Annotated in this window: 10 protein-coding genes; 7 read left to right on the top strand and 3 right to left on the bottom strand. The window is 57.0% G+C overall.

The window, feature by feature from the left end:
- The first annotated feature begins 249 nt into the window (after positions 1-249).
- A complete protein-coding gene (locus ACJY2L_RS03820; protein ID WP_439212972.1) occupies positions 250-804 on the top strand; it encodes a cytochrome b in 555 nt (184 codons plus the stop codon).
- 19 nt (positions 805-823) lie between these two features.
- On the top strand, positions 824-1,399 hold the full coding sequence (locus tag ACJY2L_RS03815; protein WP_439212971.1) for a YceI family protein: 576 nt from the start codon (positions 824-826) through the stop codon (positions 1,397-1,399).
- A gap of 50 nt (positions 1,400-1,449) precedes the next feature.
- On the opposite strand, the gene trhO is transcribed toward ACJY2L_RS03815, so the two are convergent.
- Positions 1,450-2,505 (bottom strand): oxygen-dependent tRNA uridine(34) hydroxylase TrhO, encoded by a 1,056-nt coding sequence (gene trhO, locus ACJY2L_RS03810; RefSeq protein WP_187486327.1) that lies wholly within the window; start codon positions 2,503-2,505, stop codon positions 1,450-1,452.
- Positions 2,506-2,682: 177 nt separating this feature from the next.
- Between trhO and ACJY2L_RS03805 the strand changes: the two genes are divergently transcribed.
- Both ACJY2L_RS03805 and ACJY2L_RS03800 read left to right on the top strand, forming a co-directional pair.
- Entirely contained in the window at positions 2,683-3,777 is a 1,095-nt protein-coding gene (locus ACJY2L_RS03805) for an NADH:flavin oxidoreductase/NADH oxidase (RefSeq protein ID WP_067429523.1), read from the top strand.
- Between the two features lie 145 nt (positions 3,778-3,922).
- Entirely contained in the window at positions 3,923-4,843 is a 921-nt protein-coding gene (locus tag ACJY2L_RS03800) for a Kdo(2)-lipid IV(A) acyltransferase (protein ID WP_439212970.1), read from the top strand.
- On the opposite strand, the gene ACJY2L_RS03795 is transcribed toward ACJY2L_RS03800, so the two are convergent.
- Positions 4,830-5,531, bottom strand: a complete 702-nt coding sequence (locus tag ACJY2L_RS03795; RefSeq protein ID WP_067429517.1) for a response regulator transcription factor — start codon at positions 5,529-5,531, stop codon at positions 4,830-4,832. The two genes, ACJY2L_RS03800 and ACJY2L_RS03795, sit on opposite strands and share 14 nt — an antisense overlap.
- Before the next feature lie 141 nt (positions 5,532-5,672).
- On the opposite strand from ACJY2L_RS03795, the gene ACJY2L_RS03790 reads away from it, so the two are divergent.
- From ACJY2L_RS03790 to ACJY2L_RS03780, 3 genes are all read left to right on the top strand, one after another.
- Positions 5,673-8,870 (top strand): ATP-binding protein, encoded by a 3,198-nt coding sequence (locus tag ACJY2L_RS03790; RefSeq protein ID WP_439213105.1) that lies wholly within the window; start codon positions 5,673-5,675, stop codon positions 8,868-8,870.
- Between the two features lie 98 nt (positions 8,871-8,968).
- Positions 8,969-12,121 (top strand): ATP-binding protein, encoded by a 3,153-nt coding sequence (locus ACJY2L_RS03785; RefSeq protein ID WP_439212969.1) that lies wholly within the window; start codon positions 8,969-8,971, stop codon positions 12,119-12,121.
- 109 nt (positions 12,122-12,230) lie between these two features.
- Complete coding sequence (locus tag ACJY2L_RS03780; protein WP_439212968.1) at positions 12,231-12,653, top strand: MysB family protein; 423 nt, start codon at positions 12,231-12,233, stop codon at positions 12,651-12,653.
- Here ACJY2L_RS03780 and ACJY2L_RS03775 read toward each other — a convergent pair whose 3' ends face one another.
- Complete coding sequence (locus ACJY2L_RS03775) at positions 12,654-12,890, bottom strand: YceK/YidQ family lipoprotein (RefSeq protein ID WP_067429505.1); 237 nt, start codon at positions 12,888-12,890, stop codon at positions 12,654-12,656.
- Positions 12,891-13,022: the final 132 nt, after the last annotated feature.

The raw sequence follows: 13,022 nt of genomic DNA, 5'->3' as shown, positions 1-13,022 counted from the left end.
CTGACACTACGGCAAAAAACAGCCTTTAATCATCAATTTTTTTGATGCAGATAAATAATTGCCGCAAGCCCGACACAGGCAGATGATTCAAAAATGAGACGCTGGTTTTACATAATTTCTGATAATAAATCCGCGTAAAAATCATTTTTTCTGAATAAGAAAAACTAATTTATGAAGAAGCGTAATTATCGTTGATTTTCTGCAATGAGCTGGTCATTCTCGCAGCATCATGTGAGGGAGAACACGACAATGAAACACACTTCTGCGCCCGGTGCGTACAGCCATTTCACCATTCTGTTGCACTGGCTAGTGGCCTTCGCGGTTTATGGCATGTTTGCGCTGGGCCTGTGGATGGTCACGCTCGGCTACTATGACGGCTGGTATCATCAAGCGCCTGAAATTCATAAAAGTATCGGCATTTTACTGTTCATTGTCATGATCGTGCGTGTGGTGTGGCGGTTTATCTCACCCCCTCCGCCGCCGCTGAGCAGCTATTCACCGCTGGTGCGTATTAGCGCGGTGGTCGCCCACCTGTTGCTCTATACCCTACTGTTCGCCATTTTTATCAGCGGCTACCTGATTTCAACCGCGGATGGCGATCCTATCTCTGTGTTTGGCTGGTTTACCGTCCCGGCCACCCTGGCTGGTAGCGGCGAGCAGGCGGATCTGGCTGGCGACATCCATCTCTGGCTGGCATGGACCGTCGTGATCATTTCGGTGCTTCATGGCCTTGCGGCCCTAAAACACCATTTTATCGATCGCGACATCACCCTGAAAAGGATGCTGGGATTCCGCATCCACTGATCTCTGGAAAGGAAATACTATGTTAAAGAAGACGTTGACCGGCATGATTGCCGCCTCGCTGCTGATGAGTTCCGCTGCTGCGCTGGCCGCCGATTACAAAATCGACAAGGAAGGCCAACACGCCTTTGTTAATTTTCGTATCCAACATCTGGGCTACAGCTGGCTTTACGGTACCTTCAAAGACTTCGACGGCAGCTTCACCTTTGATGAGAAGACCCCTTCTGCAGACAAAGTGAACGTCACCATTAACACCAACAGCCTCGATACCAATCATGCCGAACGCGATAAACATCTGCGTAGTGCGGACTTCCTGAACGCAGGCAAATTCCCGCAGGCCACCTTTGTGTCGACCAGCGTGAAAAAAGATGGCGATGAACTCGATATCACCGGCAACCTGACGCTGAATGGCGTGACCAAACCGGTGACGCTGGAAGCGAAAATGCTCGGCGAAGGCAAAGATCCGTGGGGCGGCTACCGTGCAGGTTTTGAAGCCGAAGGTGAAATTGTGCTGAAAGATTTTAATATCAAGAAAGATCTCGGCCCGGCATCGCAGAAGGTGCAGCTGATTATCTCGGTGGAAGGCGTGCGTCAGTAATCACGACGTTTGTCAGTAAAAAGGCCGACATTGTCGGCCTTTTTTATGCGCTATTTTTCCTCAGGTGCAGGAATCGCCATCGTGACGTTCAGCAAGCCGCGCGACTTGTTGAAAATTTTATTGCCGTTTTCACGACCGGCACGACGCGCACGTTGCTCTTCCGGCGGTAGCGCCAGCTCTTCCATACAGACCGGGCTACAGCAGTGCTGAAACTTTTCGGCGCAGCTCGGGCACTGAATAAACAGCAAATGACAGCCGTCGTTTTTACAGTTGACGTGGGTATCGCACGGCGTGCCGCACTGATGACAATGCGCCAGCACGTCATCGGAGATGCGCTCACCCATCCGCTCGTCAAACACGAAGTTTTTGCCCTTGAAGCGTACCGGTAAACCCTGCTCGCGAGCGCGGCGGGCATACTCAATGATGCCGCCTTCAATGTGCGCGACGTCGTCAAAGCCGTTATGCAGCATCCAGGCGCTGGCTTTTTCACAGCGGATACCGCCGGTGCAGTACATAACAATCTTTTTGTCTTTGTGCTCCTGCAGCATCTCCACCGCCATCGGCAGCTGATCGCGGAAGGTGTCGGCAGGAATTTCCATCGCCTTGTCGAAATGGCCCACTTCATATTCATAGTGGTTGCGCATATCTACAAATACCGCGTTGGGATCGTCGAGCAGCGCGTTGACTTCCGCCGCCTGCAAATAGGTGCCGACCTGCGACGCGTCGAAGGTCTCATCGGCAATGCCGTCGGCCACGATGCGATCGCGCACCTTCAGGCGTAGCACCCAAAAGGATTTGCCATCATCATCCAGCGCAACGTTCATGCGCAGGTTGTCCAGCGCCGGATCGAAAGCGTAGAGCTGCGCTTTCATCTCTTCGTAACGGCTGGCGGGCACGCTGATCTGCGCATTGATGCCCTCATGGGCAACGTAAACACGGCCAAACACCTTTAACGCGGTAAAAGTGCGATAAAGCGCATCGCGAAAGGCTTTGGGATCGGCAATGTGAAAGTATTTATAGAAAGAGACGGTGGTACGCGGCTCGGTTTCGGCCAGCATGCGCGCCCGCAGCTCTTCATTAGATACAAGGTTATGTAACACTGGCATGGTGTACCTTTTCCTGTGTAATAAGCGAAAAACGCGCACATCATACCTGAATGAGAATGAATGCACAGCGCCGGGGCGGACTTTCTTCACCGCCGCACGTGAGGTTAAGCGGCTCGCTTGACGCCCTGCAGAGCGCTCACTATAAGTTAGCCAGCTAATAAAAAATGAGGAGAGCCCATGAGTCAGCTATTTTCGCCGTTAGAGATTGGCAAATTGTCACTGGAGAACCGCATCGTGATCGCCCCGATGTGCCAGTATTCAGCTGAACAGGGCCGCGCTACCGCCTGGCATCGCATTCACCTGGGAAACCTGTCGCTGTCGGGCGCCGGGCTGCTGATCGTTGAGGCCGCCGCCGTGCAGGAAGATGGCCGCATTACGCCGCAGGATCTCGGCTTGTGGAACGATGAGACTGAAGCCGCGCTGGCTGATGTACTGAAAGATATTCGGCAATACAGCACCATGCCGCTGGGCATTCAGCTGTCGCACGCCGGTAGAAAAGCCTCTACTGATGTGCCGTGGCGCGGCGGTGGTTTTTTAACGCCCGAGCAGCACGGCTGGCAAACTAAAGCGCCTTCTGCGCTGCCGTTTAATGATGGCGACGGTACGCCGCACGCCCTCTCGCTGGCAGAGTTGGATGAAGTGAAGCAGGCCTTCGTCGAGAGCGCCAAACGCGCCGATCGTCTGGGCTTTGAGCTGATCGAAGTGCACGCTGCACATGGCTATCTGCTGCACCAGTTCCTGTCGCCGCTGGCGAACAAGCGTGACGATAACTACGGCGGCTCGCTGGAAAACCGCATGCGCTTCGTGCTGGAAGTGTTCAGCGCAGTACGCGCCGCGGTGCCGGCAAGCAAGCCGGTGGGCGTGCGCATCTCCGCTACGGACTGGGTGGAAGGCGGCTGGGATATTGAGCAGTCGGTGGCATTAAGCCAGGCGCTGGAAGCGATCGGCTGTGATTACATGCACGTGTCGAGCGGTGGTTTAGCGCCGCAGCAGCAGATCAGCGTCGGCCCAAACTATCAGGTGCCCTTTGCCGAAGCGGTAAAAAAAGCGGTAACCATTCCGGTGATTGCCGTTGGCCTGATCACCGAGCCGAAACAGGCAGAAGCGGTGCTGCATTCGCAGCAGGCGGACGCCGTCGCGCTGGCGCGTGGCATGCTGTACGACCCGCGTTGGCCATGGCACGCCGCCGCCGAGCTGGGTGAAAAGGTGCAGGCGCCGCCGCAATACTGGCGTTGTGAACCGCATGAAGTAAAAGGATTGTTCAAACAGTAATCAGGAAAGCCAGCCAGTCGGCTGGCTTTTTTGCATAAAATGGGACATTTCCGCTGATGGTTTTGGCCTGGCTTAAAACAATGGCACAATAGGTTATTAACATTGAAAAAAGCGCCGCGGCGCTAACAATAATAACTGGATTACCATGACTCAATTGCCTCAATTCAGGCGTGCACTTTTACATCCTCGCTATTGGCCAACCTGGCTGGGCATCGCCCTGCTCTATCTCATTGTGTTGCTGCCCTATCCGGTACTTTACTGGCTCGGCTGTGGATTAGGTCGCCTGTCGCGACGCTTTCTGGGTCGTCGTGTGGCCATTGCCCGCCGTAACCTGCAGCTCTGCTTTCCCGCGATGCCAGAAGCCGAGCGCGAAGCGATGATCAAACACAATTTTGAATCGGTCGGCATGGGCCTGCTGGAAACCGGCATGGCGTGGTTCTGGCCTGACTGGCGCATTCGCAAATGGTTTCAGGTAAGCGGCCTCGAACATATTGAAAAAGCCCACGCCGAAAAGAAAGGCGTGCTGCTGGTGGGCATTCACTTTCTGACGCTGGAACTGGGCGCACGCATTTTTGGCATCTATAACCCCGGCATCGGCGTCTATCGGCCGCACAACAATGCGCTGCTCGACTGGCTGCAAACCTGGGGCCGCATGCGCTCCAATAAAAGCATGCTCGATCGCAAAGATTTAAAGGGCATGATCCGCGCGCTGAAACAGGGCGACATCATCTGGTACGCGCCCGATCACGATTACGGCCCGCGCGCCAGCGTGTTCGTGCCGTTCTTCGCCGTGGACGAAGCGGCAACCACCAAAGGCAGTTACGTACTGATTCGCACCGGTCAGCCAGCGGTGATTCCGTTTGTGCCGCGCCGCCTGCCGCATGGTCGCGGCTACGAAATGGTGATTTTGCCTGACGTCAGCGATATTCCGCTAAATGATGAGCGTGAAACCGCGGCGCGCATGAACAAAGTGGTGGAAGATGCGGTGTTGATGGCACCGGAACAATATATGTGGCTGCACCGCCGTTTCAAAACCCGTCCACAGGGCGCCGCTAAGCTTTATTAGTGAAATAGTCTTTATATTTAAACAGCTCAATATCGCTGCGCAGACCGAGCTTACGCAGCGCCGCCTGTTTCTGCCCGCTGACCGTTTTTCGGCTGCGGGCAAACTTCACGGCAATCTCCGTCACGCTGAGTCCATCAAGATAACAGCGCAATACCTCTTCTTCCCGCGGCGACAGATCGCGCATCATGGTCAGCAAGGCTTCGCCGCTGCCTGGCGTCAGCGGTTCATCGGGCTTGTGCCGATCGTCGCTGTGCGCCTTCTCCAGCGCGTCGCGCATATCCTCACTGAGATAACGCTCGCCCTGTGCCACTCGCCGAATCGCCTGTAACAGCTCGCTCTGCTCTTTGCTTTTGCCAATGAAGCCACGTACGCCCGCCTTCAGCAGCAGCTGTACCACCGCCACGCTCTCCAGCGAGGTGGAGACCAGAATCTTCAGTTTGTCGTGGCGCGTTAACAGATGCCGCACCATCTGCAAACCGTCAATTTCATCATCTGCCAGCAGGTAATCCAGCACCAGCACATCAACCGTGACGCTTTGTAGCGCCGTCAGCATCTCCTCGCGTCGACCATATTCGCCCACCAGCTGCATATCGCGTTCCGACTGCAGCGTAAAACGCAGTGCGGTACGAATCGAGGGATGATCGTCCAGAATAGCAATGCAGTAGGGCGAAAGCGGCGCGGTATACATGATGAATCCTTTTAATGATGAGGCGCGGTGTACAATAGTACCTATTTGCCTCAGCGTGTGCCTGATTAAAGATTAATTATATTAATCACGCTAAGCTGGCGGCCTGCCGTTCGGCTGACTGCCCTGGAGTGCGCTATTGTGATGCCCTTTTTCCGCCTGCTGGTGCCGCTGCTGTGCCTCTGCTTTGGCGCAGCCGCGGCCAATAACAGCAGCCTGCTGGCACGTGCCGAGATTCCGCTGCCGGAAGTGAGGTTCAGCGCGACAAGCCAGCAGTGGCTCGCTACCCATAAGGTGCTGCGCGTGGGCTATTGGGCTACGCCACAGCCGCCGATCTCACTGGATCGTAAGGCAGATCAACTGGAAGGCGTCAGCGCCGAGTTTTTACAATTGGTCAGCGCGGCATTTGATCGCCCGATAAGGCTGACCCGCTACGAAAACAGCCAACGCGCGCGCGACGCTTTGCAGGCGGGCAACATCGATATGCTGGCGTTCTGGTCGACAGACAACGATTTTTACGACGGAATGCTTCACTCCTTGCCGTGGATGCTCGATCGTGACCTGCTGGTGCAGCGACTCAGCAGCGATCCCGAGGACGATTTACGTCAGCAGCGCCTGATGTACGTCGAAGGCAGCACCGCGCCCCTCAACCTGCAACAGCGTTGGCCGAAAGCAACGCTGCAAACCGTTTATTCCGTACTGGAAGGTTTACTGGCCATCCGCCACGACAGCGACACGCTGATGTGGGGCCACGCATCGGTGATCAACTATTTTTTACAACAGCGACGTTTTTACGAGCTGACCAGCCGTGAACCCGCTGCACCTGTTGCAACGCGCTGGACGTTCAGCGCGCGCGCAGACAACGATGCGCTAATTAACGCGGTTGATGCGGTACTGCGTGCCCTGCCGGTAAACAGCTACACCGCCATTAATGAATACTGGGGCGTGGGCCTTGAGCACATTCCGGTGCGCGTGCCATTTGCGCTGAGCCCCGACCTGCAGCACTGGATTGCACAGCACCCGCAGATCAACGTCTATTTTGCTCGTACCCACCTGCCACTCAGCTATATCGATGACGACGGCGATGTCAATGGGCTGAGCATTAACCTGTTAAAAATGATCGCTGCCCGTAGCGGGCTGAACTTCAACTTTGTGCCGGTGGATAATGCCATCACGTTGAAAACAGCGCTGGAACAGGATGCACAGGGCATGCTGGCGGTAGCCGATCCTGCGGACACCAGCAATCAGCATCTGCTGTTCTCGCGCGCCTATATGCAAAGTCCGTGGGTACTGGTGGCGCGAAAGGATGCTCCGGCGTGGCGATCGCTGGCCGATATGGCGGGCAAAAAAGTGGCGGTCTATCAGCCTCTCGCGTTTGTCGACTCGCTGACCAAACGCTTTCCCGCAGTGAAGTTTGTCCACACCGATTACGCCTTTCGCACGGTAGAACAGCTCTTTACCGGCCAGATTGATGCGGTGGTACTGCCGGAACAGATCACCAGCTATCTGCTGAAAATCTATCTGGGCGATCGCTTTCGCATCCTGATGCCTGCGCCGGTATCGCCTTCGGATATCACCTTTGCTACACGCGACCACAATACGCCGCTGATGGAGATTTTAAATCAGGGGCTGCTCGCCTTTCCGCCGCAGGCGCTGAACTTACAAATGTCGCAGTGGATCAGCGATGCTGGTCCGGCGCGCCTGACGCCGTGGAGCGATTACCGCGATTATGTCGTGCAGTACGCGCCGGTGGTGGCGTTGATTGTGCTGTTCATCTTCTGGCGTAACTACATTCTGAAGAAGAACCTGCACGAGCGGCGCAATAATGAACGGGCACTGCTGGAGGCGCGCGAACGGGCGGATAATGCCAACGAGGCCAAAGGCCGTTTTCTGGCGCAGATGAGCCACGAAATTCGCACGCCGCTGAATGCGCTGGTTGGCCTGCTGGATCTTGAGCAGCGCGGCCTCAGCCAGCCCGCGCAGCATCAGCACAATATTCAGGCGGCGGCGGACTCTTCCCGCGCCCTGCTGCTGCTGGTGGGCGATATCCTTGATTTGGCCAAAATAGAATCGGGCACGCTGCAAATGCGGCCGCAGCCGGTATCGCTGACCCGGCTCACCGAACAGATTATTACCCTGTTCCGCCCTCAGGCGGCGGAAAAAACCATTACGCTGGAGTACGACTGCGATGTGCATCAGCCCTGGGTGCTGTTTGATGCGCTGATGTTCAAGCAGTTGCTCTCTAATCTGCTAAGCAATGCCATCAAATTCACCGACCAGGGTGAAGTCAGCGTCGCGCTGTATCAGGGGAAATCGGCGGATGCCGCTCAGGGTCTCTATATGCTGGAAGTCAGCGACAGCGGTATCGGCATGAGTGCGGCGCTGACGCAGACCATTTTCGAGCCTTACGTGCAGGGCGAAACGCTGCAAAAAGGCACCGGCCTCGGCCTGAGTATCTGTCGCCAGCTGGCGGAGTTGTGTGGCGCAACGCTCAGCGTGGAGAGCGAACCCGACGAAGGCAGTACCTTCATGCTGCGCTTTACGGCACCCATCACCGCACCGGTCGAGCACGCCGCGCCGCTGGCGCTTTCGCTGCAGCTCAATAAACGTGTGCTGATTGTTGACGATCACGCGCCGAGCCGCCTGCTGCTGTCGCAACAGCTGGAGCTGGCGGGCTGCGACGTCACCACCGCGGAACAGGGCGAGCAGGCGTTGTGCATCTGGCATAACAGCGCGCCGTTTGACGTGGTGATCACCGACTGCCATATGCCGGTAATGGACGGCTTTACTTTTGCGCAGCGGCTACGTGATGCCGAGCGTCAGGCGCAGCGCGCACCGGTCAGGCTGTTGGGACTGACCGCCATGGCGGAGCAGCACATTATTGAGCGCGCTCAACAGGCAGGCATGGATGGCTGTCTGTTCAAACCGCTGGAACTGGAGGAACTGCTGCGTCAGGTAGGCAATCAGACCGCGCCGCCGCAGGTGATCGCCCGTATTCAGGCGCTGGCAAAAGCTGACCAGCATGCCATGCAGGAACTGGCCGCCACAACGCGTGAGCAGAACCGCCACGATATCCAGCGCCTGGCCGCCGCCATTGCCCAGCAGGATGCGCAGGCGGTGGCGCAAATTGCGCATCTGATCGCTGGCGGCGCACGCCTGCTGCATCTGGACAGCCTGTTTCACTGCTGTCAGCAGCTGGAAACGGCGGCGCGACACACGCAGTGGGCGGAGATTGCCACGCTGTATGCGCAACTGGCGCAGCAGATTGAGGCGCTGGATCTGACGCTACAGCAGCAGATGACGGCTGGCGACGAACAAGAACCGTCTCAAAACCGCAGCTGATCGCCGCAGAGCCTTGAGTATCACGTAAAAGTTCACCATGATGCGCGCCAGTTAGGAATATTCTTAGATGGGGTTCTATGCGGCGTGTTATCAGGACTGTGGTTTGGCTTACCTTTTTCAGCTTTACCTTTACCGCTCAGGGTGAGCACGCGCCGGTGGAACTCATTAGTCGCACCTCGATTGCTCAGGGCGATCCGCAACTGACCGCTGCCTCAAAAGCCTGGCTGACCGCTCATCCGGCGTTGCACGTGGCGATCTGGGGCAATGCGCATCCGCCGCTGCTCCAGCAGCCAGCAGAATCGCAGTGGGAAGGCATCGCAGCGGATTACATCAACGCCATCGCTCAGGCATTAAAAAAACCGGTTATCGTCCACCATTATCCCGACTTCCACGCTGCCCGGCAGGCGCTGGCACGCGGTGAAGTGACGTTGCTGGCGCTCTATTCGCCCGCCCTCAACGAAGAAAATCAGTGGTTAGTTTCGCAGCCGTGGATTCTGGATAATCTGGTGGTCATGCACGATCGTCGTCTGACCCGCCAGGATCAGGCCACAATGTCCTTCAAAACGCTGGGTATTATTCAGCGTGGCCTGCTGGAAGCGCGCACCCGCCTGCACTGGCCGGAGATTACGCTGAGTTCCTGGCATCACTATGCGAATGCCGTCGCCGCGTTACAGTATCAGCAGATACATGGCGTGCTGCTTAATCGCGCCACCGCGCAATCGCTGCTGCAGTATGGGCATTCCGGCGATCTACGCTTCTTTGCGCCGCCATTTTTACAGGATCTCTCACTGAGTTTCGCCACCGATCGCGCCCATGAGCCACTGATGGACGCTGTTAATCAGGTGCTGACCGCCATGCCGCTGGCAGCGAAAATTCGTATCGCCAGTAACTGGGGGCTGGATGCCTCTTTTGTCACCCGCTATGACCCGCTGAACCTCAGCAAAGAGGAGAAACAGTGGCTGCAGCAGCATCGCAGCGTGGATGTGGTGCTGCCGCGTGCGGTCGCGCCTTTCAGCTACATTGATCGCTATGGACATCAGACCGGGCTGGTACAACCTTTGCTGACGCAAATTACCCAGCGCAGCGGCATTGTCTTCCGCACCCTGACAGCAGGCGCAGCGGATCACGCACCGACCACCCTGCTGGTGGCCAGCGTGGCACATCTGTCGCCGCATAATGATGCGCAGCTTTCGCGCCCTTACGCCCGCTCGCCGTGGGTGCTGGTCACCAGCCACCAACAGCCTGCGCGCCTGCTGCAGCGAGACGCGCACTTCACCGTCGCCATTCCCGCAGTGGAAGGATTGGCGCAGGCGCTGCTGACGCACTATCCACTGCTGCATATCGTAACGGCGGAGGATGCCAAAGCCGCTTACGGTCTGCTGGACCGCGGACGAGTGAACGCCGTAATCGACATGCAAATCTCGGCGGAATATTGGGTCAATCACGACTATCCCAATCGCATGAAGCTCACTGCACCACTGCGCATGGCGCCTGCCGCGGTGGCATTCCGCCTGCAGCAGGGCGATCCCATGTTGCTGGCCATCATCAATAAAGTTCTGACTGAGACCTCGCCGCAGGAGCAGCAGCGCGAACTGGCCAACTGGCAACATGGCCCGGAGATGACCGCCTACCTGATTTGGGATCTCTACAGCCGTTACTTTTTGCAGGCGGCCGCGGTAGCGTTGCTGATTATCGCCCTGATTTACTGGCGCAACCGACATTTACAGCAGCGTTTGCAGATTAAACGCGACTATGCGCGTCAGCTGCAGCTGGCCAAATCTGATGCCGATCACGCCAACGCAATGAAAAGCCGCTTTTTATCGCGCATCAGCCATGAAATCCGCACGCCGCTGAATGCGCTTACCGGCCTGCTCGAGCTGGAACATCATCAGATCAGCGCGCCGGAACAGCGGCAGAAAAATATCGCCGTTGCCTGGCAGGCGGCCAATACCCTGATGGCGCTGGTGGGCGATCTGTTGGATCTGGCGCGTATCGAAGCGGGCAAGCTGGAGATCTCGTTACAGGAGGTGGATCTTGCCGCCGCGCTGGAAAATGCCCATCAGCTTTTCGCTGCTTCAGCGGAAGAGAAAGGCCTGCAGTTGCAGCTGCGTTGCGACATCACGCAGCGCGTGGTGCTGTTTGACGGCACTAAACTGCATCAGATCCTGTCTAATCTGCTCAGCAACGCCGTGCGCTACAGCGACAGCGGCACCATTTCTCTCTCGCTGACCCAGCAGGCAGGCAGCGATCGCTATAGCCTGTGCGTGCGCGACAGCGGACCGGGCATTACCGCTGCCCAGCAGCAGGCGATTTTTGAGCCGTTCATCCGTCTCGATAACGATCATCCGGCACAAGGCACCGGGCTGGGACTGAACATCTGCCGGGAGCTGACCACCCTGCTCGGCGGCGAACTGACGCTTGAAAGCGAGGAAAATGTTGGCAGTACCTTCTGCTTTAGCTTTACCGCGGCGCCCGCATCGGCACTCGCCAGCGAGCGTTTGCAAACGGCCCACGCCAGGGTGACACCGCTGCGGGTATTAATCGTTGACGATCACCAGCCCAATCGCCTGTTGCTGAAACAGCAGTTGGCCGCCGCCGGGCATCAGGCCATCGAGGCCAGCGGCGGCGAACAGGCGCTGACGTTATGGCGAGATCAAACGTTTGATCTGGTGATAACCGACTGCCACATGCCGGGTATGGATGGTTTTGCGCTGGCCCAGGCGATACGTCAGACCGAGCAGCAGCACGGCGTTGCGCCCTGCCCGCTGTTTGGTTACACCGCGCAGGCGGAAGAGGCGATGAAGCAGCGCGCGCTAGCGGCGGGCATGGATGATTGCCTGTTCAAGCCGCTGCGTCTGGCCACCCTGCTGGCCTGCGTGAATCAATATGGTCCGCGCACGCCGCTGCCGGAGGAATCTGGCGTGCTGGCGACCCTGAAAACCATGACCGGAAACGATCCGCAGGCGCTGGCGGAGATTGTCGCCACGCTGATCGAGGCGAACCGGCAGGACAGCGAACGATTGCAGCAGGCTTTTCAGCAGCAGCAGCTGGAGCGTGTAGCGTCACTGGCGCACCGGCTGCTCGGCAGCGCCAGGATGGTGCAGCATCAGGCACTGATCGCCCTCTGTTCACGGCTGCAAAAGGCGAACACGTTAACCGTCGCGGAGCGGTCGGATGCCGTCGCCGGGTGCGTGGCGCTGCTGGCGGCGCTGGAGCTGGAGCTGCAACCGGCGTTAACCTGCGATGCGTAAGGCGAGCGCTGCTGGTCAAATTTATCGCAACCCCTGCAGATGACGGTTTATTCGCGAAATTTTAAGCTATTCTTTCCGGGAATGATTTTAACCTGCCAGGAGAAAGACAATGGACGACGAGTTCAAAGTAGAGCGTGATATGTACAGCACCTTAGAAGAAGCCATTGATGCAGCACGTGAATTGTACCTTGAAGAAAATCCGGACACGGACGAAGACGAGGCCAGCGTTGCCCAGTTCAACCTGCAAAAGTTTGTCATGCAGGATGGCGACATCATGTGGCAGGCAGAATTTTTCACTGATGAAGGCAGCGAAGGCGATTGCCTGCCGCTGTGCAGTGGCGAAGCGGCACAGGCTATTTTTGACGGTGAGTTTGACGAGATTGAACTGCGTCAGGAGTGGCTGCCGGAAAACACGCTGCACGAATGGGATGACGGTGAATTTCAACTCTCTCCGCCGGAAGATACTGAAGAAGGTGCTGCTGCGGCCGACGAATGGGCTGACGATAATACCGACGCGGATAACCGCGCCTGATTATTCGTAAGGCCCGTGGTGGGCATCCACTGGTAACAGCAGGGTGTCCACCACCAGTGATAACGGAAGATCGATAATGGTCAAAAAGCGCCACGGTCCGTCCTGCACATCCCATTGCACGCCCGGATAGTATTGATTTCCCTTCCCCTGCCCCGGAAACGTGCGGCTAACAATGCTGCCACATCCGCTGAGCAGCGTGATACATAATCCCGTAATCAGTAAGCGACGTAAAATCATGAGGTTATCCTGCCTGTCGGCGCGGCATGGTAATTCACCGGCGAAAAATCGTCTCTTCCCGGCATCAGAGGTGGGGATATTATCGGCAAATCGCGATAAAACTGCATAAAAAAAGCGGCATCGCTGCCGCTT

Source organism: Duffyella sp. Ts4 (assembly GCF_051851875.1).
GTDB lineage: Bacteria > Pseudomonadota > Gammaproteobacteria > Enterobacterales > Enterobacteriaceae > Duffyella > Duffyella gerundensis.
The sequence above is the reverse complement of the archived record's forward strand: the minus strand, read 5'-3'. Positions and strand labels throughout refer to the sequence as shown.

What these genes read in the sequence shown, in the direction of transcription:
- ACJY2L_RS03820 (WP_439212972.1), top strand. Translation starts at nt 250, where the DNA reads ATGAAACACACTTCTGCGCCCGGTGCGTACAGCCATTTCACCATTCTG.
- ACJY2L_RS03815 (WP_439212971.1), top strand. Translation starts at nt 824, where the DNA reads ATGTTAAAGAAGACGTTGACCGGCATGATTGCCGCCTCGCTGCTGATG.
- trhO (WP_187486327.1), bottom strand. Translation starts at nt 2,505, where the DNA reads ATGCCAGTGTTACATAACCTTGTATCTAATGAAGAGCTGCGGGCGCGC.
- ACJY2L_RS03805 (WP_067429523.1), top strand. Translation starts at nt 2,683, where the DNA reads ATGAGTCAGCTATTTTCGCCGTTAGAGATTGGCAAATTGTCACTGGAG.
- ACJY2L_RS03800 (WP_439212970.1), top strand. Translation starts at nt 3,923, where the DNA reads ATGACTCAATTGCCTCAATTCAGGCGTGCACTTTTACATCCTCGCTAT.
- ACJY2L_RS03795 (WP_067429517.1), bottom strand. Translation starts at nt 5,531, where the DNA reads ATGTATACCGCGCCGCTTTCGCCCTACTGCATTGCTATTCTGGACGAT.
- ACJY2L_RS03790 (WP_439213105.1), top strand. Translation starts at nt 5,673, where the DNA reads ATGCCCTTTTTCCGCCTGCTGGTGCCGCTGCTGTGCCTCTGCTTTGGC.
- ACJY2L_RS03780 (WP_439212968.1), top strand. Translation starts at nt 12,231, where the DNA reads ATGGACGACGAGTTCAAAGTAGAGCGTGATATGTACAGCACCTTAGAA.
- ACJY2L_RS03775 (WP_067429505.1), bottom strand. Translation starts at nt 12,890, where the DNA reads ATGATTTTACGTCGCTTACTGATTACGGGATTATGTATCACGCTGCTC.